At 72.2% G+C, this 21,553-nt stretch carries 18 protein-coding genes; 12 read left to right on the top strand and 6 right to left on the bottom strand.

From position 1 onward, the window contains the following. Positions 1-267: 267 nt before the first annotated feature. From ACFYOP_RS01640 to ACFYOP_RS01610, 7 genes are all read left to right on the top strand, one after another. The gene (locus ACFYOP_RS01640; RefSeq protein ID WP_388450606.1) at positions 268-1,761 is read left to right on the top strand and encodes a sensor histidine kinase; all 1,494 of its coding nucleotides are present in this window, start codon (positions 268-270) and stop codon (positions 1,759-1,761) included. After that, entirely contained in the window at positions 1,758-2,174 is a 417-nt protein-coding gene (locus ACFYOP_RS01635; protein ID WP_356889766.1) for a roadblock/LC7 domain-containing protein, read from the top strand. Before ACFYOP_RS01640 ends, ACFYOP_RS01635 begins: the two co-directional genes overlap by 4 nt. Beyond that, positions 2,171-2,530 (top strand): DUF742 domain-containing protein, encoded by a 360-nt coding sequence (locus tag ACFYOP_RS01630; protein ID WP_356889764.1) that lies wholly within the window; start codon positions 2,171-2,173, stop codon positions 2,528-2,530. Before ACFYOP_RS01635 ends, ACFYOP_RS01630 begins: the two co-directional genes overlap by 4 nt. Next, on the top strand, positions 2,511-3,131 hold the full coding sequence (locus ACFYOP_RS01625) for an ATP/GTP-binding protein (protein WP_356889762.1): 621 nt from the start codon (positions 2,511-2,513) through the stop codon (positions 3,129-3,131). The genes ACFYOP_RS01630 and ACFYOP_RS01625 overlap by 20 nt, the downstream gene beginning before the upstream one ends. Further along, a complete protein-coding gene (locus tag ACFYOP_RS01620) occupies positions 3,128-4,543 on the top strand; it encodes a cytochrome P450 (protein ID WP_356889760.1) in 1,416 nt (471 codons plus the stop codon). Before ACFYOP_RS01625 ends, ACFYOP_RS01620 begins: the two co-directional genes overlap by 4 nt. Positions 4,544-4,712: 169 nt before the next feature. Further along, positions 4,713-5,807, top strand: a complete 1,095-nt coding sequence (locus ACFYOP_RS01615; RefSeq protein ID WP_356889758.1) for a selina-4(15),7(11)-diene synthase — start codon at positions 4,713-4,715, stop codon at positions 5,805-5,807. Between the two features lie 124 nt (positions 5,808-5,931). After that, on the top strand, positions 5,932-7,290 hold the full coding sequence (locus ACFYOP_RS01610; protein WP_356889756.1) for a cytochrome P450: 1,359 nt from the start codon (positions 5,932-5,934) through the stop codon (positions 7,288-7,290). A gap of 26 nt (positions 7,291-7,316) precedes the next feature. Here the strand turns inward: ACFYOP_RS01610 and ACFYOP_RS01605 are convergent, their stop codons facing one another. The 5 genes from ACFYOP_RS01605 to ACFYOP_RS01585 all read right to left on the bottom strand — a co-directional run bounded on the left by ACFYOP_RS01605 (position 7,317) and on the right by ACFYOP_RS01585 (position 12,234). Beyond that, a complete protein-coding gene (locus tag ACFYOP_RS01605; RefSeq protein WP_356889754.1) occupies positions 7,317-8,222 on the bottom strand; it encodes a LysR family transcriptional regulator in 906 nt (301 codons plus the stop codon). Between the two features lie 10 nt (positions 8,223-8,232). Then, positions 8,233-9,207: a DMT family transporter gene (locus tag ACFYOP_RS01600; protein ID WP_356889752.1), complete on the bottom strand. Its 975-nt coding sequence runs from the start codon at positions 9,205-9,207 to the stop codon at positions 8,233-8,235. Between the two features lie 201 nt (positions 9,208-9,408). Beyond that, positions 9,409-9,639 carry a hypothetical protein gene (locus ACFYOP_RS01595; RefSeq protein WP_177150869.1) on the bottom strand — a complete coding sequence of 77 codons (231 nt, stop codon included), beginning with the start codon at positions 9,637-9,639 and terminating at the stop codon, positions 9,409-9,411. A 21-nt stretch (positions 9,640-9,660) separates the two neighbouring features. Beyond that, positions 9,661-11,943, bottom strand: a complete 2,283-nt coding sequence (gene malQ, locus ACFYOP_RS01590; RefSeq protein ID WP_356889750.1) for a 4-alpha-glucanotransferase — start codon at positions 11,941-11,943, stop codon at positions 9,661-9,663. Positions 11,944-11,952: 9 nt separating this feature from the next. Further along, positions 11,953-12,234 carry a hypothetical protein gene (locus ACFYOP_RS01585; protein WP_356889748.1) on the bottom strand — a complete coding sequence of 94 codons (282 nt, stop codon included), beginning with the start codon at positions 12,232-12,234 and terminating at the stop codon, positions 11,953-11,955. 242 nt (positions 12,235-12,476) lie between these two features. Between ACFYOP_RS01585 and ACFYOP_RS01580 the strand changes: the two genes are divergently transcribed. Continuing rightward, positions 12,477-15,428, top strand: a complete 2,952-nt coding sequence (locus tag ACFYOP_RS01580) for a beta-N-acetylglucosaminidase domain-containing protein (RefSeq protein ID WP_356889746.1) — start codon at positions 12,477-12,479, stop codon at positions 15,426-15,428. 430 nt (positions 15,429-15,858) lie between these two features. On the opposite strand, the gene ACFYOP_RS01575 is transcribed toward ACFYOP_RS01580, so the two are convergent. Continuing rightward, complete coding sequence (locus tag ACFYOP_RS01575; protein ID WP_356889744.1) at positions 15,859-16,395, bottom strand: HNH endonuclease; 537 nt, start codon at positions 16,393-16,395, stop codon at positions 15,859-15,861. Between the two features lie 252 nt (positions 16,396-16,647). Here ACFYOP_RS01575 and ACFYOP_RS01570 point away from each other — a divergent pair, with 252 nt between their 5' ends. The 4 genes from ACFYOP_RS01570 to ACFYOP_RS01555 all read left to right on the top strand — a co-directional run bounded on the left by ACFYOP_RS01570 (position 16,648) and on the right by ACFYOP_RS01555 (position 21,541). After that, a complete protein-coding gene (locus ACFYOP_RS01570) occupies positions 16,648-17,727 on the top strand; it encodes a mechanosensitive ion channel family protein (protein ID WP_356889742.1) in 1,080 nt (359 codons plus the stop codon). Positions 17,728-17,946: 219 nt separating this feature from the next. Then, on the top strand, positions 17,947-19,155 hold the full coding sequence (locus ACFYOP_RS01565; protein ID WP_356889740.1) for an ROK family transcriptional regulator: 1,209 nt from the start codon (positions 17,947-17,949) through the stop codon (positions 19,153-19,155). An 86-nt stretch (positions 19,156-19,241) separates the two neighbouring features. Beyond that, positions 19,242-20,579 (top strand): ABC transporter substrate-binding protein, encoded by a 1,338-nt coding sequence (locus ACFYOP_RS01560; protein ID WP_356889738.1) that lies wholly within the window; start codon positions 19,242-19,244, stop codon positions 20,577-20,579. Beyond that, a complete protein-coding gene (locus ACFYOP_RS01555) occupies positions 20,579-21,541 on the top strand; it encodes a sugar ABC transporter permease (protein WP_356889736.1) in 963 nt (320 codons plus the stop codon). The genes ACFYOP_RS01560 and ACFYOP_RS01555 overlap by 1 nt, the downstream gene beginning before the upstream one ends. Positions 21,542-21,553: the final 12 nt, after the last annotated feature.

The raw sequence follows: 21,553 nt of genomic DNA, 5'->3' as shown, positions 1-21,553 counted from the left end.
GAGCCGCGGGCTCCGCCGCAGGAGCGGGACGGAGCGCCGCCCCGCCCCGGCCGGTCCAGCGGCCGAAGCCACCTGCGTGTGCCCGACCGGTTCGCCTGCCCCACGGGTGGGTGGGTTCATGTTCTTTGTGTGAACACGGCGCGTCGGGTTGCCATTTCAGTCGCATACGTCACCCCGAACTCATGACCCACCGTCAAAAGCCTCTGGGGAAACGGGATATGCTCCCGATTGTCTTATGATCTTGCACGTTCGATTCTGAGGATGCCGATGGTTCGACAGGGAACGTCGACCGGAAGTCCGCGGCCCCCGGCCGGCCGCCTCTGGCAGCTGCCCGTAGTGGCGACCCTCGCGGTCGCGGTCGCGGCCGTGTTCCTGGTCCCGGCTTCGGCCCGCAACCCCGTGGCCCTGATCGGCGTGGTCGCGGTCGCCGCGGTCGCCGCCGCCTGCGCCGAGGTCGTACGGCGCGGCAGAGTGGTGGCCCGGCTGCGCCGCACCGTCGCCGACCAGGACGCGACGCTCGCCCGGCAGGCCGCCGAGAGCAGCCGTCTCGCCGGTGAGCTGCTGCCCCAGGTGGTGGAGCGGCTCCGCAAGGGCGAGTTCCCCGAGGACGTGCTCGCCTCGATCGACGCCCCGGCCGAGCACCGCGCGGTGCTCCGCTCGGTCGTCGAGGCGGTCAGCGCCGAGGAGGATCTGCGCGAGTCCGCCCAGCGCGCCTTCGTGAACATCGCCCGCCGTGTGCAGGCCATCGTCCACCAGCAGGCGCAGGAGCTGCGCGAGATGGAGGACCGGCACGGCCAGACCCCCAGCGTCTTCGGCGACCTGCTGCGGATCGACCACGGCACGGCCCTGATCGGCCGTCTCGCGGACTCCATCGCGGTGCTCGGCGGCGCCCGACCGGGCCGTCAGTGGAGCAGGGCGGTGCCGCTGTACAGCGTGATGCGCGGTGCCATGTCGCGGATCCTGGACTACCAGCGGGTGGAGCTGCACTCGGTCTCCGAGGTCGCCGTCGTCGGCACGGCCGTCGAGCCGCTGATCCACGCGCTGTCGGAGCTGCTCGACAACGCCACCCGCTACTCGCCGCCGCAGACCAAGGTCCATCTGACCGCGGTCGACGTACAGTCCGGCATCGCGATCGAGATCGAGGACGGCGGCGTCAGCATGAGCGAGGAGGCACGCCTGCGGGCCGAGCGCATGCTCCGGCAGGCGCAGCAAGGCATCGATGTCAACGACCTCGGCGAGACCCCCCGGCTGGGTCTCGCGGTGGTCGGCCGGCTGTCGCAGGCGTACGGCTTCCAGGTCTCGCTGCGCTCGTCGGCGTACGGCGGCGTGCGGGCCGTGCTGGTCGTGCCGCAGGACCTGATCACCACGGTCTCCTCGGCGACCGGCCTGGCGCACGGCATCGGCACCGCTTCCGGTCCCCGCGCCGCCGGTTCGGAGACCCACGAGCGGCTGCCGAGGCCGGTCACGGGTCCGACGGCCCCGGCCGGCGACGACGTGCCGGAGGTGACCGAGCGGACCCCGACCGGTCTGCCGCAGCGGCGCCGCAAGGCCCGCGCGGTCGCGCCTTCCGCACCGGCCGCGCCCGCCACTCCGACCGCTCAGGCGGCGCAGGCCGCACCCGAGACCGGCGAGGCGGGCTCCGCGACCGCCGCCGGGACGGCGTCCGCACCGGCGGTGCAGCCCGGGATGTGGCTGGCCGCGTTCCAGAGCGGCCTGTCCGGTGACACCACCCAGCCAAGCAAGGGGAACAAGCAGCCATGATTCAGCGGCAGTCCAACCAGACCAACATGGACTGGATGCTCAAGGACCTCGCGGAGGGTGTTCCGCAGACCCGTAACGTCGTCGTCCTGTCCGCCGACGGTCTGCGCATGGCCCAGTACGGTGCGGACACCGACACCGCGGACCGGCTGGCCGCCGCCTGTGCGGGGCTGCAGAGCCTGGCGGCCGCGGTGGCCTCCGAACTCCCGCAGGGCGACGGGCGGATGCGGCTGGTCGTCATCGAGATGGACGGCGGCTTCTTCTATCTGATGGCGGCCGGCGAGGGCGCGTACCTCGCGGTGCTGGCCGACGAGGGAGTCGACGCCGGGCTGATGGGCCAGCGGATGCGGGACCTCGTGCTGCGGATCGGCGAGCACCTGAGCACGCCGCCGCGGCACGACGGGCAGACCGCGTGAGCGACGCGGGCGGGGACTGGGAGGAAAACAGTCCCGAGCGGCTCTACGTCATCACTGGCGGCCGCAGCGGCTCGTCCGCGCCCGCCACGCTCGATCTGGTCACGCTGATCGTGGCCAGATCGGGCCCCGCGCCCGGCATGCAGCCGGAGCACGCGGCGATCGTCCGCATCTGCCAGGCCCCGCTGTCGGTGGCCGAGATCTCCGCCTACCTGGGCCTCCCGGTGAGCGTCGTGACCGTGCTGCTCAGTGACCTTCTGGCCGAGGACAAGGTGCTGGCACGCGCACCCGTCCAGGCCGCCCGTCTCCCCGACCGCGCTTTGATTGAGGCAGTGATCGATGGACTTCGAAAGCTCTGAGCAGGCCGTCGGGCCCAGGAGCGAGGACGTGCTGCCCGGGACGGCCACGACCGCCGTCAAGGTGGTCGTCGTGGGTGGTTTCGGCGTCGGCAAGACGACACTCGTCGGCTCGGTGAGCGAGATCCGGCCGCTGACGACGGAAGAAACGATGACCCAGGCCGGGGTCGGCGTCGACGACACCCAGGGCGTGGAACGCAAGACCTCCACGACCGTCGCGATGGACTTCGGCCGCATCAGCATCAACGAGGAGCTGGTGCTGTATCTGTTCGGCACCCCGGGCCAGGAGCGTTTCTGGTTCCTGTGGCGCGGCCTGTTCGAGGGCGCGCTGGGCGCCGTGGTGCTCGTCGACACCCGCCGGCTCGAAGTCAGCTTCGACGTGATCGGCCGGCTCGAGGAGCGCGGCGTGCCCTTCGTGGTCGCCGTCAACACCTTCCCCGACGCGCCCGAGCACCCTCTGGAGGAGCTGCGCGCCGCGCTGGACCTGCCGGCGGCGGTGCCGATCGTGCAGTGCGACGCACGGCTGCGCGGCTCCAGCCGGGACGTGCTGATGACGCTGATGCGCTATCTCCAGACTCTCGCCACGACGCAGGAGGCGTCATGACCACCACCCCCGGCCCGACCGGCCCCGTCCCCCCGACGGGCTGCCCCGCCCACGGCATGGCGCCGGAGGCGCTGCGCCGGCTGTACGGCGCGCAGGCGGAGGCGGACCCGCGCGCCCTGTACGAGCTGCTGCGCAAGGAGCACGGCCCGGTGGCGCCGGTGCTGCTGCACGGCGATCTGCCGGCGTGGCTCGTCCTGGGGCACCGGGAGAACCTCGAGGTGATGCGTTCGCCGGCCCGGTTCTCCAACAACTCCCGGCTCTGGTCGATGTTCCAGCAGGACCAGGTCGGCCCGGACTCCCCGCTGCTTCCCATGGTGGGCTGGCAGCCCATCTGTGTCTTCGCCGACGGCGCCGACCATGAACGGCTGCGGTCCGCGGTGCGGGACGGACTCGAGCAGTTCGACCGACGCGGCATCCGGCGCTATGTGATCCGGTACACGAACCAGCTGGTCGACTCCTTCGCGACGAACGGGCAGGCGGACCTGATCGGCCAGTTCGCGGAGAAGCTGCCGATGCTGGTCATGACCCAGCTCTTCGGTATGCCGGAGGAGTACGGGCCGCAACTGGTGGACGCCGCGCTGGACCTGATGAAGGGCAGCGAGACCGCGCTCGCGAGCAACGAGTTCGTGGCCGGCACCCTGCGGACGCTGGTCGAGCGGAAGAAGATCCAGCCCGGTCACGACTTCACGAGTTGGCTGATCACTCATGAGGCCGGCCTCTCCGACGACGAGGTGATGGAGCATCTGCGGCTGGTCCTCGTCGCCGCGAACGAGACAACGGTCAACCTCATCGCCAACACGCTGCGCATGGTGCTGACCGACAGGCGGTTCCGCGCGAACCTGGCCGGTGGTCACATGACGCTGCCGGACGCCCTGGAGCAGGTGCTGTGGGACCAACCGCCGCTCTCCGCGATCACCGGCCGCTGGGCCACCGGTGACACCGTGCTCGGCGGCAAGCAGATCAGCGGGGGCGACATGCTGTTGCTGGGCCTGGCGGCGGGCAATACGGACCCTGCCATCCGGCCCGACCTGAACAAGCCGTTGCTGGGGAACCGGGCCCATCTCGCCTTCAGCAGCGGTCCGCACGAGTGCCCGGGGCAGGACATCGGCCGGGCCATCGCGGACACGGGGATCGACACGCTGCTCGCCCGGCTGCCCGACCTGCAGCTCGGTGTCCCGGAGACGGAGCTGCGCACCAGTGCCTCATGGCTGTCACAGCGTCTGGAGTCGCTGCCGGTGCGGTTCAGCCCGCCGTTCAAGAGGGGGGCCCCGTCGCGGCCCGAGGAGCTCGCCTCGACCATGCCGGGACCCCTGCCGGCCACCGTGCCTGTCGTCTCCCGAGCCGAACCGGAGGCCGGACCGGCGGGTGAGGCGGGGCGGACGCCGTGGTGGAAGTCACTGCTCCGTTCCTGACGGAGGCTGTCGCGGAGGACCGATGTGGCCGGATTGCCAGCAGATGATCCTATTGGATCAGCCATTGCGGCTGAGTACTATGCGCAATAGTTGATCATTTCTGGGGTGCGTGTTGCCCATGTGGCAGTGGCATTGCCCCACGGCACCCGACATCGAGAGGCAGGCCTGAGTGGAGCCCGAGCTGTCCGTTCCGCCGATCTTCTCTCCCATCCCGCCGGCGATCCATCCCCGCCACGCCGACATCGATGTCCAGACGGCGGCCTGGGCGGAAACGTTCCGCATCGGCTCGGAAGAACTGCGCGGAAGGCTCGTCACCCAGGAGGTAGGCACCTTCTCCGCGCGCATCCTGCCCGAAGGGCGGGAGGAAGTCGTCTCACTCCTCGCGGACTTCGTCCTGTGGCTCTTCGGCGTAGACGACGGGCACTGCGAGGAGGGCGAGCTCGGACACAGACCGGGCGACCTGGCCGGTCTCCTGCACCGCCTGATCCGCGTCGCGCAGAACCCCGAGGCCCCGATGATGCAGGACGACCCCCTGGCCGCGGGCCTGCGCGACCTGCGGCTGAGAGTCGACCGTTACGGCACCGCCGGCCAGCGGGCCCGCTGGGTGGACGCCCTGCGGGAGTATTTCTTCTCCGTCGTGTGGGAGGCCGCGCACCGGCGCGCGGGCACGGTCCCGGACCTCAACGACTACACCCTGATGCGCCTCTACGACGGCGCCACGTCCGTGGTGCTGCCGATGCTGGAGATGGGGTACGGCTACGAACTCCAGCCCCACGAACGCGATCGTACGGCGGTACGTGCGGCGGCCGAGATGGCGTCGTTCATCATCACCTGGGACAACGACATCTTCTCCCACCACAAGGAACGCAGGTCACCGGGTTACTACCTCAATGCCCTGCGGGTGCTGGAGCAGGAGGGGCTGTCCACCGAGGAGGCCCTCGGCGTGGCGATCGCCCAGCGCGACCGGGTGATGTGCCTCTACATGCGCCTGACCGAGCAGTTGTCGGCCGACGGCAGCCCACAACTGCGGCAGTATCTGAGCAGTCTCTCCAGCTTCATCCGTGGCGCGCAGGACTGGGGCATCAGCTCCGTCCGCTACACCACGCCGGACGACCCGGCGAACCTGCCACCGGTTTTCGGCGACACGCCTACGGACGACCGGCACGAACCGCTCGACATCCCGGCCGTCGCCTGGTGGTGGGAGCTCGTCCCCGCGCCCGCCGAGCGGATCACCGCACGCCGGCCCGTCAAGCAGACCGTCTAGGGCCTTTCGTTCGGACCAGGCCGCATCGGCGAGCGGGGTCGGTGAGGGCACGCGAGCCCGGCAGGATCCGAACCCCTGGATCCGCCTGCAGCACCCAGACCCGCCTACAGCAAAGGATTGTCCGGTGTCAGTCGGTACGCAGTCAGCCGCCTCGCGGTCGGTGCCCGTCGCCCCCGGTGCGATACCGCTCCTCGGCCACGCCCTGAAGCTGTGGCGCGACCCGCTCGGCTTCCTCAAGTCCCTGCGCCTGAGCGGCGACCTGGTCCGGGTGAACCTGGGCACCATGCCGATGTATGTGGCCACTTCGGCGGAGCTGATCCATGAGGTCACCGTGCGTCAGGCCCGGAGTTTCGAGAAAGGCCGCTTCTTCGACCGCCTGCGTCCGCTCGCGGGCGACGGTCTCGCCACGGCCAACGGCGAGGTCCACCGCAGACACCGTCGGCTCATCCAACCGATGTTCCATCCGCATCGGATCACCCTCTACGCGGAGGCGATGAGTTCCAACGCCCTTTCCCTGGCGGACTCCTGGACGGCGGGGCAGGAGATCGAGATGGAACAGGCGATGGCGCAGTTCGCCATCGAGACGCTCGCGACGACGCTGTTCTCCACCGACATCGGGCAGCCCGCGGTGGTCGCCATCCGGGAGAACCTGCCGGTGGTCCTGGAGAATCTCCTGATACGGGCGGCGTCCCCCAAGTTCCTGGACCGTCTCCCGATCCGCCCCAACCGCGAGTTCGACGCTGCGGCGGCCCGACTGCGCTCAGTGATCGACGAGGTCGTCGCGACCACCCGCAGCTCGGGCCCGAGCGAACACAACGACCTGCTCTCCGTGCTGCTCGACGCCCGGGACTCGGAGACGGGAGAGTCCCTCTCCGACAGGGAGGTGCGGGACGAACTGAGCACCATACTCTTCGCCGGCGCGGAGACCACGGCATCCACGCTGTCCTGGACGTTCCACCAGCTGGCAGAGCACCCGCACGTCGAGGCGGAGCTGGTGGCCGAGATCAAGACCGTGGTCGGGGACCGCCCGGTCACCATCGAGGACGTCCCGAAGCTGGAGGCCGTGCGGCGCGTCCTCGACGAGGTGATCCGCCTGCACGGCGTCACCATGCTGATGCGGCGGACCACGGCGCCCGTCGAACTGGGCGGCCATCTCCTGCCCACGGGCGCCGAGGTCGGCTTCAGCCTCTACGCGATGCACCGGGACCCTGCGCTCTACGACGACCCGGACCGCTTCGACCCCGACCGCTGGCTGCCGCATCGGCGTGGCGACATCACACGCCAGGCGTACATACCGTTCGGCGCGGGCAACCGGAAGTGCATCGGAGACGCCTTCGTGTGGACCGAGGCGACCATCGCCCTCGCGACGGTCCTGACCCGCTGGCAGCTGCGTCCCGCGCCGGGCCACACGCCGAAGGAGGTCGCCTCCGCGGTGGCCCATCCGGACCGTATGCCCATGATCGTGACGCCCCGGGGCTCCTGACCGCTCGCAGCGCCCGCACCGCGGCGTCACCCCTCCCGCTCCGCCGCCTCCGCCCGCAGGGCGGCCAGCACCCCGGAGACGCCGGGGGCCGACTCCGAGCCGCGCCGGACCGCCGCCACCACATGGCGGCGGGGCCGGTCGGCACCCAGGGCGCGCATCACCACTCCGGAGCGCCGCTCGGCCGCCATCCGGGGCACCAGCGCCACGCCCATCCCGGCCTCCACCATCGCCAGGATCGCCGCCCAGCCCGCTGCGGAGTGCGCCTGCTCGGGCACGAAACCGGCCGCTTCGCAGGCGGTGAGGGTGATCTCGGACCACGGCCCGCTGCCGCCGAAGATCCACGGCTCGCCGGACAGATCGGCCAGCCGCAACTCCGGGGAGCGGGCCAGCCGGTGACCGGCGGGCAGCGCCACGTCCAGCGGGTCGGCCAGCAGCGGCACCAGGGCGAACCGCGGATCGCGCGCCGTCGGGGCGTGCGCGGCGAGCGACAGGGCCAGGTCCACCCGGCCCGACGACAGCAGTTCGTACGCCTCCGCGGCCTCCGCCTCCCGGATGCGGACGTCGAGCCCCGGGTGGCCGTCGCGCAGCCGTCGCAGGGCCGGTACGACGAGCGCGGGCACGGCCGTGGAGAACGCCCCGACCCGCACCAGCCCCACCTCGCCCCGCACGTACTGCGCCAGCTCGGCCTCCGCGCGCTCCAGTTGGGCGAAGACGGCCTCCGCGTGCCGCAGCACCAGATGCGCCGCGTCCGTGAGCCGCACCCGCCGCCCATGGGACTCCAGCAGCGGCACCCCGAGCTGTCTGGCCAGGTTGGAGAGCTGCTGGGAGACGGCCGACGGGGTCATCAGCAGCGCCCCGGCCGCGGCCGTCACGGTCCCGTGCTCGCCGAGAGCACGCAGGATCCGGAGCTTCTTGATGTCCCAGTCGGTCATGGGCCGCACGTTATCCGGCCGACCTCCCGCGCGGCGCCGGCCGGTCCCCGCCCCGCTGGACGGACGCCAGGACCACCCCGCCCAGGATCAGCGCCATGCACCCGACCTGGACGGCGCCCATCGTCTCGCCCAGCAGCGCGTAGGAGAGCAGCGCGACACAGACGGGCTGCAGGTAGTACACGATGCCCGCCCTGGCCGCGCCGATCAGGGCGATCGCCCTGTTCCAGGCGAAGAACGCGAGCGCCGAGGAGAACACGCCGACGTACACCAGCGGTCCGACGGTGCCGGCCGTCGCCGGGAAGCCGCCCTGCACGGCCACGCTGACCAGATGCGCGGGCAGCAGCATCAGCGCCCCGAGCAGGAACGTGGTGAACAGCAGGGCCGGTCCCCCGAGTTCTGCCGGGCGGCGGCGCAGCAGCGCGGTGTACGAGGCGAAGCTGAGGGCGGCGCCGAACATCCACAGGTCGCCGGGGGCGAAGTCGAACGTCGGCGACCCGTCGCCGACGAGGAGCAGGACGCCGCAGCAGGCGGCGGCCGTTCCGAAGGTACGGCGCATCCCGAGCCGGGCGCCGCCCACGCGCTCGTACGCCGCCATCACGACGGGCGAGGCAGCCATGATCATGCCCATGTTGCCCGCGGAGGTGGTGAGGCCGGCCTGGTTGACGAGGGTGTTGTAGACGGTGACGCCGAGGAGGGAGGCGGCGGCCAGAAAGCCGAGGTGGCGGCGGATCAGGGCCCGCTGCCGCCAGGTCTGCCGCAGGGCGAAGGGGGCGACGGCGGCGATCGCGACGATCCAGCGCCAGAACGCCGCCTGCACGGGCGGCACCGAGTCGTGCAGCGCACGGGAGGTGACGAAGCTCCCCGACCAGACGACGGTCGCGACGGCGGCGAGCAGCAGCCCAGGTCCCACGGCGCCGCGCGCCCAGCGGGCCGTCTCTCTTCCTTCGGTCGGATCCGCGTCTCGCGCCTTCGTCGTCACGGCCATCCTGTGTCTCCTCCGCCCTCAGTGGGCCTCGCCGGCAGTGGGCTCAACCGTCACACGGGAGGAAACATCAGGTCCATCGAATGTTTTCGACGGATCTTTGAAGGAGAACTGAACGATGCACGTGGGCAGCGGGCGGGCATGACAAAGGCGCCCCGGATGCGATGTGCACCCCGGGCGCCCTCAGGACGGGTCAGTCCTGTGTCAGCTCTGCTTCCTGGACTTGTCGAGCACCATCACCAGGCCGGCGATCACCACGAAGAGGGCGATCGGTGCCACCACGTACAGGCCGAGGGTCTCGGCCACGCTCAGGCCCGGACCCGGGTCGTCGCCGTCGTCCGGGGTGAGCGCGAGGGCCGGGGACGACATGAGCAGCATCATCAGCGTCGTACCGGCCGCGACGGCGCCGGCGCGCAAGGCGTTCTTCTTGTCCACGGTCCCCAACGTAGCGAACGGCTATGACAGCCGCGCGTCCGGGGGTGCCGTACGGGACGTGAAGACGTCCAGCAGGCGGTGCAGCCGCGGCGAGGCGGCCAGCTCCTCCAGGCTCGTCGGGCGCCCCTCGGCGTCGGACACGGGCAGCCGCCAGTTCGGGTACTGGTCCCAGGTGCCCGGCAGGTTCTGCGGGCGGCGGTCGCCCACGGCGTCCGGCAGCCAGATGCCGACCATCCGGGCCGGTGTGCGCAGCAGATACCGGTACACGGCCCGGATCGCGCCCTCCTCGTCGTCCGGGCCCTCCGGGAGCAGGCCGAGGCCGCCGAGCAGACCCAGCCATTCGGTCACGTCGGCCGCGTCCTCGGTGCGCTCCTCCTCCAGGGGGCGGGCCAGCAGTCCGAGCCGGTGGCGCAGCTCCACATGGCCGCCGGTCAGCCGGGCCGCCGTGGAGGGCAGGTCGTGCGTGGTGGCGGTGGCGACACAGCCCTCGCGCCACTTCCCGGGCGGCAGCGGGCGCCCGTCGCGGTCCCAGTCCCGTTCGAACCAGAGCACGGAGGTGCCGAGCACGCCCCGCCGGGAGAGGGCCTCCCGCACGCCGGGCTCCACGGTGCCCAGGTCCTCGCCCACGACGACGGCCCCCGCGCGGTGCGCCTCGAGGACGAGCACCGCGAGCATCGCCTCCGCGTCGTACCGGACGTAGGCGCCTTCGGTGGGCGGGCTGCCGGCCGGCACCCACCAGAGCCGGAACAGACCCATCACATGGTCGATGCGCAGCGCCCCCGCGTTGCGCAGGATGCCGCGCAGCAGGCCCCGGTACGGGGCGAACCCCGACGCGGCCAGGGCGTCGGGCCGCCAGGGCGGCAGGCCCCAGTCCTGGCCGTGGGCGTTGAACGCGTCGGGCGGGGCGCCGACCGACATCCCCGCTGCGAACGCGTCCTGCTGCGCCCAGGCGTCGGCGCCACCGGGGTGCACGCCGACCGCGAGGTCGTGGACGATCCCGATCTCCATGCCGGCCTCGCCCGCCGCGCGGCCGGCGGCCGCCAGCTGCTCGTCGGTCAGCCACACCAGCCGGCTGTGGAAGTCGATCCGGTCGGTCAGCTCGGTCCTGGCCGCCGCGGTGAGCGGTGAGCGCGGGTCGCGCAGCGCGGCCGGCCAGTCGTGCCACTGAGGGCCGTGCACCTCGGCGAGCGCGCACCAGGTGGCGTGGTCCTCCAGCGCGCGGCCCTGTTCGGCGAGGAAGGCGCAGTAGGCGGCGTGGCGGCCGGGCCCGAGAGGGACGCGGTGCAGGATCTCCAGCGCCTCCCGCTTGAGCTCCCAGACGGCGTCCCGGTCGATCAACGCCCCCTTGGCGAGCACCGACTCACGCAGCTCGGCCGCCTTGTCGCGCAGCTCCTCCAGCCGCTGCCGGGCCGCCGGGTCCGCGTACGCGTACTCGGGGACGTCCTCGACGCGCAGATGGACGGGGTCGGGGAAGCGCCGGGAGGAAGGGCGGTACGGGGACGGGTCGGTGGGGGCGCCCGGCACTCCCGCGTGCAACGGATTCACCTGGACGAAGGACGCGCCGAGGGACCGCCCGGACCAGGCGGCCAGCTCGGCGAGGTCGCCGAGGTCGCCCATGCCCCAGGAGCGGGCGGTCAGGAGCGAGTAGAGCTGCACCAGGAAGCCGTGCGAACGCCCTTCCGGGACCGGCGCGCGGTCCGGGGCGACGACGAGGGCGGCACGGGCGGAGCGCCCGTCCGGCGCCTCGGCGTGCAACCGGTGCACACCGAGCGGCAGTTGCCGCCACGGCGCGGTGTCCGCGCCGTCACCGGGGCCGGCTTCCCGCCCGGTCCGTTCCTGACCGGCCGGGGCGGCGGCGCCCGGTGGAGACGGGGGCGTCGCGGCCGTCCGGTACCGGTCCGCCGGCGGACGGGCGGAGGCCGTGTCCGGGGACGCGGGGGCCGTGTCCGGGGGCGCGGGGGCCAGGTCCGGGACCGCGGGGGCCGTCCAGTCGACTTCCTGGCCCGACTCCATGGTCAGCCAAAGTCGCGTGCCGGCGGGGAGGCCGGCCAGGTCCGGCGGGATCGCCGGCCCTCCGCCGTCGGGGCCCCGCCATACGACCACCGTCGGCGGCAGCAGCCGCTCCGCGGCGGCCCGCTCGGCGCGCTCCAGCGCGGCGCGTACCGCCTCCGGCGTGGACGCGTCGATGTCCAGCGCGGCGAGAACAGCCACGACGGTGGCATCCGGGACTGCGGCGGTGACGCCCCTGGCGGGCGAGAACGCGGTGGCGACTCCGTGCAGCTCGGCAAGCCGGGCAAGACCCATGCGGACTCCTTAGACCCCTGGCGACTCCGCACCGCCTGCCGTGCCGTGGGCGGTCGGCTCGCTCGTGAGGGGCGCGATGTCGGCGAGCGGGGGCTCGCTGGTGAGGGGGGCGGCGTGAGCGAGCGGCGGCTCGCTCGTGAGAGGAACGTCATAGGCGAGCGACGGCTCGCTGGTGAGCGGCGCCTCGTGGTCGAGCGGACAGGCGGTCGGTGCCGGTTTCGACGGGCCAGGGAGCTGTCCCGAAACCTGTTTGGACAGGGCGGAGAGCAGCAGGTGAGCGGATGCGGCCACGGTGATCACTCCAAGCAGACATGAGGGGTCACAGCAGCCCTACCCAGCGGGCGGAACCGCAGACGTACCCGATCGGCCGACGTGTTCCGTGTCACATTCCGCTCCCCGTCCGGCAGTCGTCTCCGATCATTCACCACATCCGGCAAAACACCCACAACGGCCACGCACATTGACACTCCGACGGTGGTGGTGGTGGGCTCGGGCCGACCGGAACGGCAGTGGCGCGACGAGGGGAGAAAGCCGTGCGGCTCGGGGCCAGGAGACGTACCGCGGCAGCCGTCGCTGTGGCCGTCATCGGCGGCCTGCTCGGCGGAGCGGGAGCGGCACACGGCGCGACCCTCCAGCCGCAGGAGCCGGGCTCCCCCGCAGGCACCGCGCAGGACCCTCAGGGCTCCGTCGCCACCCCGGCGGTGTGGCCACGCCCGCAGTCGCTGCGCGCCCAGGGAGAGGCGGTACGGCTCGGCGACGAGGTGACCGTCGCCGCCGGACCCTCCGCCGACCCGCACGCGGCCGCGCTGCTGACGGAACTGCTGCACGCCGCGGGCGTGCGGACCGTGCACACCGCGCTGCCGGGACGCGGCCCCGTGGTGCACCTCGGCGGTGGCGAGGCCGCGTCGGCGCTGCGCGCCCTGCGTGCGCCGGAGCGTGCCGACCTCCCCTCCGGGGGCTACCGGCTCGCCGTCGGCCGCGTCGCGGGCCGCGACACCGTCGCCCTCGACGGGGTCGGGGACGACGGCCTCTTCCACGGGGTGCAGACCCTGCGCCAGCTCATCGAACGGGGGACCGTCGCGGGCGTCGTCGTGCGCGACTGGCCCGGGACCGCCGTGCGCGGCACCACGGAGGGGTTCTACGGGCAGCCCTGGAACCGCGAGCAGCGGCTGGCGCAGCTCGACTTCATGGGCCGCACCAAGCAGAACCGCTATCTCTACGCCCCCGGCGACGACCCGTTCCGGCAGGCCCGCTGGCGCGACCCGTATCCGGCGGCCCAGCGGACCGAGTTCCGCGAACTGGCCGAACGGGCGCGCCGCAACCACGTCACCCTGGCCTGGGCCGTCGCGCCCGCGCAGTCGATGTGCCTGGCCGACGACGCGGACGTGAAGGCGCTCACCCGGAAGATCGACGCCATGTGGGCGCTCGGTTTCCGCGCCTTCCAGCTGCAGTTCCAGGACGTCAGCTACAGCGAGTGGCACTGCTCGAAGGACGCCGAGACCTTCGGGTCCGGCCCCCGGGCGGCGGCGCGGGCGCACGCGCGGGTCGCGGGCGCGGTGGCGCGTCACCTGGCGGAGCGGCACCCGGAGGCGGAACCGCTGTCGGTGATGCCGACGGAGTTCTACCAGGAGGGCGCGACCGACTACCGGCGCGCGCTCGCCGAGCAGCTGGACGGCGGCGTCAGCGTGGCCTGGACCGGCGTGGGCGTGGTGCCGCGCACCATCACCGGCCGCGAACTGGCGGGCGCGCGGGACGCCTTCGAGCATCCGCTGGTCACCATGGACAACTATCCGGTCAACGACTACGCGCAGGACCGGATATTCCTCGGCCCGTACACCGGCCGGGAGCCCGCCGTGGCCACCGGTTCCGCCGCGCTGCTCGCCAATGCGATGGAACAGGCCGCGGCCTCCCGTATCCCGCTGTTCACCGCCGCCGACTACGCCTGGAACCCGAAGGGTTACCGGCCCGAGCCGTCCTGGCAGGCCGCGCTGGACGACCTGTCCGGCGGCGACGCGGACGTACGGGAGGCGCTGCACGCCCTCGCGGGCAACGACGCGTCGTCGATCCTGAGCCCCGACGAGGAATCGGCGTACCTGCGGCCGCTGCTGGACAGGTTCTGGCGCTCCCGTACCGCGTCCGACGCCAAGGAGCGGGACCGTGCCGCGGCCGCCCTGCGCGCCGCCTTCACGGTGATGCGCCAGGCCCCGGACCGGCTGGCCGACACCGCGGACGGCCGGCTGGCGGCGGAAGTACGGCCGTGGCTGACCCAGTTGGCCCGTTACGGACGCTCCGGCGAACTGGCGGTCGACATGCTCCAGGCGCAGAGCCGGGGCGACGGCGAGGCAGCGTGGCGCGCCTCGCTGGCGCTGGAGCCGCTGCGTGCGCAGGCCGCGGCCGGCCGGGCCACGGTCGGCAAGGGCGTGCTGGCGCCGTTCCTGGACCGGGCGGTGAAGGAGTCGCAGGCCTGGACGGGCGCCACCCAGGCGGCGGCGGGCAAGCCCGGCGAGGACGTCGTACGCCTGGACCGGCCCCGGCCGCTCACCGCCGTCACCGCGATGACCGCGCCCGTCAACGGCTCCTCCCGGTCCGCCGAGTCGGCGGGCCGGCTGGAGGTGCACGTCCCCGGCGAGGGGTGGCGTTCGCTCGGGCCGCTGTCGGCGGGCGGCTGGACGCAGGCCGACGCCAAGGGGCTGCGGGTGGACGCCGTACGCGTCACGGCGGGCGGCGACCTGCCGGCCGTACGCTCCCTGGTGCCGTGGTTCGCGGACGAACCGGCGGCCGGACTGGACCTGGTCCGCGACACGACCGACGCCGAGATCGGCGGCAAGCCGCAGCGCGTCGGGGTCCGGCTGACCGCGCAGCGGCCCGGCGAGGTCCGCGGCGAGCTCACCGCGAAGGCGCCGGCGGGCATCGAGGTCACCCTCCCCGAGCGGACGACGGTGCCGCGCGGGCAGCGCACCACGGTGCCCGTCGAGGTGACCGTGCCCAAGGACACGCCCGCGGGCGAGTACCGGGTGCCGCTCTCCTTCGCCGGCCAGGAGCGCACGCTGACCGTGCGCGCCGTCCCGGCGACCGCGGGCGGCGACCTGGCGCGCCAGGCGGGCGCACGGGCGTCCTCGTCCGGCGACGAGACACCCGACTTCCCGGCCGCCGCCGCGATCGACGGCGACGCCGGCAGCCGCTGGTCGTCCCCGATCGGCCCGAGCGCGTGGTGGCAGGTGGAACTCCCCCGCTCGGCCCGGGTCGGCCAGGTCAGACTCCACTGGCAGGAGGCGTACGCGACCCGCTATCGCGTCCAGGTCTCCGCCGACGGCAAGGTCTGGCGCACGGCGGCGACGGTCACGGACGGCAGGGGCGGCCGCGAGTCGGTCGGCATGGACGCGAAGGACACGCGTTTCGTCCGGATACAGGGGGACGAGCGGGCGACGGAGTTCGGGTACTCGCTGTTCTCGGTCGAGGCGTACGGGGTGGCCCCAGCGTCCTGAGGTGCCGGGGGCTCTGCCCCCATGCCCCCGCGCCTCAATCGCCGGCGGGGCTGGAACTTGCCCCTCCCGGCGGTGCTCCGCCCCCAACCCCGCGCCTCAAACGCCGGCGAGGCTGAAGCTGCCCGTCCTGACGGACTCGCCCGGCCACCTGCCCCCCCGCCTCAGCCGCCGGGGGCTTGGGCACCCGGCCGAGCCGGCTCCCCCGGTCCAGCGGAAGCCGGCCCGGGCCGGGGGCGGTTTGCCGCGCGGCGGGATTCTCAGCCCGGCCTGGGGCCGGCAGGCCGTAAAGGGGAAACCGAGGCCACCGCGCGGAGCGGTACCGCGCCAGGGAGGAGCCCGGACCGCCCAGCCACCGGCACGGAGCCGACGGCCCGGTCGCCCACCGACGCACCACGGCCAGACCCCGCCGCCCGGCGGGCCCGGCGGGCCGTCACGCCGAGATGCCGTCGATCCGGGTGATCGCGTCGTCCGCCCCGTACGGCTGGAGGTACGGCAGCCACCGCGGGTCCCGGTGCCCCGTGCCGATGATGCGCCAGGCGAGCCCGCTCGGCGGAGCCGGCTGGTGGCGCAGGCGCCAGCCGAGTTCCCGCAGGTGACGGTCGGCCTTGACGTGGTTGCAGCGGCGGCACGCGGCGACCACGTTGTCCCATGCGTGCTGCCCCCCGCGGCTGCGCGGGACTACGTGGTCGACGCTGGTTGCGATGCCACCGCAGTACATGCAGCGCCCGCCGTCGCGGGCGAAGAGCGCTTTGCGGGTAAGAGGAACGGGCCCCCGATAGGGGACCCGCACGAAACGTTTGAGTCGCACGACGCTGGGCGCGGCGATGACGCGGGTCTCACTATGCATGAAGGCGCCGGACTCCTCGAGGCAGAGAGCCTTGTTCTCCAGTACGAGGACGAGCGCGCGGCGGAGCGGTACGACGCCGAGGGGCTCGTACGACGCGTTGAGGACCAGGACGTGCGGCACGGGGATGCCTCCTTGTACGCCGGCGGCGCGTGGCTCGCGCCGGGACGATCTGCCATCAGTTTCTACTCATCGCCGCTTTCTGCGCCACCACGTATGCGTAACGGGCTCGAGGTGTTTTCCGCCACAAGGGTGACGCGCCCCCTTGAAACCGGCGGTGGTGAGCCGCGTCTCTCGCGTCCGGAAGAGGCCGGAGGAGCCCGGATGCCCGGTTAATGTTATTGGTCTGTCACCGCAAGCTGGAGGTTCCTTCCCGTGACCGCCTTCTGGTCCTCCTGGTCGTCCCCGCTGCTGGAGAACGACCCCTCGCCGAGCCCCGTCACCCTCGACGAGGCCGCGAAGCGTGCGGAGAGCGCGGCCGGCTGGGTGGAGGAGAACTGGTCCATCTGGCTGAACACCGGGCTGCGTATCGTGCTGATCCTCGTGGTGGCGCTGGCGCTGCGGGTGCTGGTGCGCCGGGCGCTGACGAAGCTGATAGCACGGATGAACCGTTCCGCGCAGGCCGTGGAGGGCACGACACTCGGGGGACTGCTGGTCAACGCCGAGCGGCGGCGCCAGCGATCCGAGGCCATCGGGTCCGTGCTGCGATCGACCGCCTCGTTCCTGATCCTCGGCACCGCGGGTCTGATGATCCTCGGCGCTTTCGAGATCGATCTGGCCCCACTGCTGGCCTCCGCGGGTGTGGCCGGCGTCGCGATCGGTTTCGGCGCGCGCAATCTGGTGACCGACTTCCTCTCCGGCGTTTTCATGATCATGGAGGACCAGTACGGGGTCGGGGACTCCATCGACGCCGGTGTCGCCTCCGGAGAGGTGATCGAGGTGGGGCTGCGGGTCACCAAGCTGCGGGGCGAGAACGGCGCGATCTGGTACGTGCGCAACGGCGAGATCAAGCGGATCGGCAATCTGAGCCAGGGCTGGGCGACCGCGGCCGTCGACGTCACGGTTCGCCCCTCCGAGGACCTGGACCGCGTGAAGTCGGTCATCGCCGACGTCGCGGACGGCCTGGCGAAGGACGAGCCGTGGAACGAGCAGCTGTGGGGCCCGCTCGAGACGCTGGGCCTGACCGAGGTGCTGCTGGACTCCATGACGTTCCGGGTCTCCGCGAAGACGATGCCGGGCAAGGCGCTCGGCGTCGAGCGGGAGGTCCGGTGGCGGATCAAGCGGGCGTTCGACGAGCGGGGCATCCGTATCGTCGGCGGGCTGCCGCAGCAGGCCGAGGAGTCCCCCGCCGACCCGACCGCCGGAATGGCGGCCCCGTCGGCCTTCGCGTCGGAACGGTCGCCGCAGTCGATCGCCGCCTCGCCGATCACTCCGCCCGCCAACCTCACGAAGTGAGCCCGGGCCGGGGCCGGCCCGCCGGGCGGTTCCCCGCAGGCAGGTCGACCGGTCGGAACGGATGACACACCACGCCCCTCGGGTAACGCTTTGGTTGCCCGAGGGGTGTTTGCCATTGACGGGCACCCGACCTGCGGCTTACTTTCGTCCCAGGCCGATAGGAAACTTTCCTAACAGTCCAGGTCCGAGAGGCCGCTCCGAGAGGCAGGTGCAACCGTCGTGGCCGGAACCACGCCCGGTACTCCGCGCGTACTGCGCGCCATGAACGACCGGGCCGCGCTCGATCTCCTGCTGGAGCACGGCCCGCTCTCCCGGACCAGGATCGGCAAGCTGACCGGACTGTCCAAGCCGACCGCCTCCCAGCTGCTGGCCCGGCTGGAGGCCGCCGGTCTCGTCGTCGTCACCGGCACCACGGAGGGGCGGCCCGGCCCCAGCGCCCAGCTGTACGCGATCAACGGACGCGTGGCGCACGCCGCCGGTCTGGACGTCACCCCCGAGCGCATCCGGGCCGCCGTCGCCGACGTGGCCGGGGAGACCGTCGGCGAGTTCGAGCTGCCCACCCCGGGGCGCCGCGCCGACTCCGTCGTACGGCAGGTGACCGACGCGCTCGACGGCGCGGTCAAGGCCGCCGGTCTGACCCGCGCGGACGTCCACCGCCTCGTCATCGGCACTCCCGGCGCCTTCGATCCGTCCACCGGACGGCTGCGGTACGCCTCCCACCTGCCCGGATGGCACTCCCCCACGCTCCTCGGCGAGCTGGCGGCCGCTCTGCCGATGCCCGTCGAGTACGAGAACGACGTCAATCTCGCCGCCGTCGCGGAGCAGTGTCTCGGCGCGGCGCACGGCCACGACAACTTCGTCCTGCTGTGGAACGAGGACGGCCTCGGCGCCGCTGTCGTCATCGGCGGCAGGCTGCACCGCGGCTTCACCGGCGGCGCCGGCGAGGTCGGTTTCCTCCCCGTGCCCGGCACCCCGCTGGTGCGCCAGGTGACCAAGGCGAACAGCGGCGGCTTCCAGGAACTGGCGGGAGCCCAGGTGCTCCCCCGGCTGGCCCGCGAGCTGGGCCTCGCCCCCGAGGACATCGGCAGCGGCGCGCACGCCGAGGTCGCGACCGCGCTGGTGGCCAGGGCCGCGGAGAACGACTCCGGGGCGTACGGGCAACTGCTCGACGCGTACGCGACAGGGCTGGCGACCGGTCTGGCCTCCATGGTGGCCGTCCTCGACCCGGAGCTGGTGGTGCTGTCCGGCGAGGCCATCGTCGCGGGCGGCGAGCCGCTGCGGGCGCGCGTCCAGGCGGAGCTGACCGAGCTGGCCGCGTCCCGGCCGCGTCTCGTGCTCGGGTCCGTACGCCGGCAGCCGGTGCTGCGCGGCGCGCTGGAAAGGGCCCTGGCCATCACCCGCGACGAGGTCTTCGACACCTCCCACTGATCCAGCGACTGCCCTCCCCCACCTGCACCCCCGCGTTCTGTTTCTCCCCTTCCCCCGACCCGTCCTTGTCACAGGGAGACATCGTCATGCCCAAGAACAGCCGGACCACGGGTGTCGCGCTGGCCGCGACCGCCGCGATATCGCTTCTCGCCACGGCCTGCACGGGATCCGCCGACAGCGGTGCCACGGACGATCCGAACGCGCGGACCACGCTCACCTTCTGGCACGGCTGGTCCGCGCCCAGCGAGGTCGAGGCGATCGAGGCGAACATCAGGTCCTTCGAGAAGAAGCACCCGAACATCAAGGTCAAGACCGTCAAGGGCATCACGGACGACAAGCTCAACCAGGCGCTGCGGGCGGGCGGTTCGAACGCGCCGGACGTCGTCTCCTCCTTCGCCACCGACAACCTGGGCCGGTTCTGCACCACGGGCGCGCTCGCCGACCTGAAGCCCTTCCTGGCGAAGTCGGGGATCGACCCGGCGAAGACCTTCCTGCCGCAGATGGCCAAGTACACCGAGCACGAGGGCGACCGGTGCGCGGTGCCGCTGCTGGGTGACGCGTACGGCCTCTACTACAACAAGAAGGCGTTCAAGGAGGCCGGGATCACCGCGCCGCCGAAGACGCTCTCCGAGTTCGACGAGGTCGCCGAGAAGCTCACCAAGACCAGGGGAAGCGGCTACGAACAGCTCGGATTCATGCCCGACTTCCAGGGCTACGAGACGACGTTCGAGCACTACGCGGCGCAGTTCGGCGTCCAGTACTTCGACGCGCGGGGGAAGTCGAACCTGTCGAAGGACCCGGCCGCGAAGGCCCTGTTCACCTGGCAGAAGAACCTGGCCGACAAGCTCGGCGGGTTCCAGAAGCTGGAGAAGTTCCGCACCGGCCTGGGCGACGAGTGGGGCCCCAAGCACCCCTTCCACACCGGCCAGGTCGCCATGCAGCTCGACGGCGAGTGGCGCGGCAAGATGGCCAAGGACGCCGGTCTGGACTTCGAGATCGGCGCGGCGCCCTTCCCCGTCCCCGACGAGCAGGCCGCCGACTACGGCAAGGGCTGTCTGTCCGGCACGATCCTCGGCATCGCCCAGGTCAGCAAGGTGCAGAACGCGGCCTGGGAGCTGGTGAAGTACCTCTCCACCGACACCGACGCGGTCGTCTCCTTCGCCAACGCCATCCACAACGTGCCCTCCACGGTGGCGGCGCTGAAGTCGCCGGAGCTGAACGACGACCCGCTGTACCGCACGTTCGTGGACATCGCCCAGCACCCGAAGAGCGCCCACGCCCCGTCCTCCGTCAACGGCGGCGCGTTCCTGCTGACCGCGCAGGACCTGGGAGTTCGCTACGAGGCCGGCCGGGAGAAGGACCTCGACGCCGGACTGCGCAAGACCGACACCCAGGTCGACAAGGACAACGAGCAGGCCCGCTGATGGCAGCCACCGCGCTCCACCCGGCCGTCCGCGCGCTGCGGTCCAAGCGCCGCAGGTCCGCGCTGCGGACGCTCGGGTTCCTCTCCCCCTGGCTGATCGGCTTCACGGTCTTCTTCGTCTATCCGCTGGTCTCGACCGTCTACTTCTCCTTCATGAAGTACGACGGGTTCGCCCCGCCGACGTGGGTGGGCCTCAAGAACTGGTCGTACGTCTTCAACGACTACCCGCATCTCTGGCCGGCGCTGCGCAACACGCTGTGGCTGGTGGCCGTCATGGTGTCCCTGCGGGTCCTGTTCGGCATCGGCATCGGGCTGCTGATCACGAAGATCAAGACGGGACCCGGGGTCTTCAGGACCTTGTTCTACCTGCCGTACCTGGCCCCGCCGGTCGCCGCCACCATGGCGTTCGTCTTCCTGCTCAACCCCGGTACGGGACCGGCGAACACGATCCTCGAGGGGATGGGGCTGCCGGCCCCCGGCTGGTTCAACGACCCGGCCTGGTCCAAGCCGTCCCTGACGATCCTGGCCCTGTGGGGCATCGGCGATCTGATGGTGATCTTCATGGCGGCGCTGCTGGACGTGCCGAAGGAGCAGTACGAGGCGGCGGAGCTGGACGGCGCCAGGGCCTGGCACCGGTTCCGTTACGTCACGCTGCCGAACATCTCGCCGATCGTCCTCTTCGCCGTCGTCACCGGGGTGATCGCCACGATGCAGTACTACACGGAACCGCTGGTGGCGGCGAAGGTGGCGAGCGGGGTGATCGGCGGCTCCGGTCAGCAGTTCGAGCCCGGATACCCGGACAGGACGACGCTCACCGTCCCGCAGACCGTCTACAACCTCGGCTTCCAGCGCTTCGACACGGGCGCCGCCTGCGTGGTCGCACTGGTGCTGTTCGCCCTGGCCATGACGTTCACGGCGTTCCTGATGCGCCGGCGTTCCGGCTTCATGTCGGCGGAGGACTGAGCGATGACCACC

This window comes from Streptomyces sp. NPDC006294 (assembly GCF_042870895.1).
Classification (GTDB): Bacteria; Actinomycetota; Actinomycetes; order Streptomycetales; family Streptomycetaceae; genus Streptomyces.
Note: the sequence above shows the minus strand (reverse complement) of the source record. Positions and strands in the feature narration are given on the sequence as shown.

Coding starts and splice junctions, on each gene's coding strand:
- ACFYOP_RS01620 (WP_356889760.1), top strand. CDS start 3,128: ATGACCACCACCCCCGGCCCGACCGGCCCCGTCCCCCCGACGGGCTGC.
- ACFYOP_RS01625 (WP_356889762.1), top strand. CDS start 2,511: ATGGACTTCGAAAGCTCTGAGCAGGCCGTCGGGCCCAGGAGCGAGGAC.
- ACFYOP_RS01600 (WP_356889752.1), bottom strand. CDS start 9,207: ATGGCCGTGACGACGAAGGCGCGAGACGCGGATCCGACCGAAGGAAGA.
- ACFYOP_RS01635 (WP_356889766.1), top strand. CDS start 1,758: ATGATTCAGCGGCAGTCCAACCAGACCAACATGGACTGGATGCTCAAG.
- ACFYOP_RS01640 (WP_388450606.1), top strand. CDS start 268: ATGGTTCGACAGGGAACGTCGACCGGAAGTCCGCGGCCCCCGGCCGGC.
- malQ (WP_356889750.1), bottom strand. CDS start 11,943: ATGGGTCTTGCCCGGCTTGCCGAGCTGCACGGAGTCGCCACCGCGTTC.
- ACFYOP_RS01555 (WP_356889736.1), top strand. CDS start 20,579: ATGGCAGCCACCGCGCTCCACCCGGCCGTCCGCGCGCTGCGGTCCAAG.
- ACFYOP_RS01560 (WP_356889738.1), top strand. CDS start 19,242: ATGCCCAAGAACAGCCGGACCACGGGTGTCGCGCTGGCCGCGACCGCC.
- ACFYOP_RS01605 (WP_356889754.1), bottom strand. CDS start 8,222: ATGACCGACTGGGACATCAAGAAGCTCCGGATCCTGCGTGCTCTCGGC.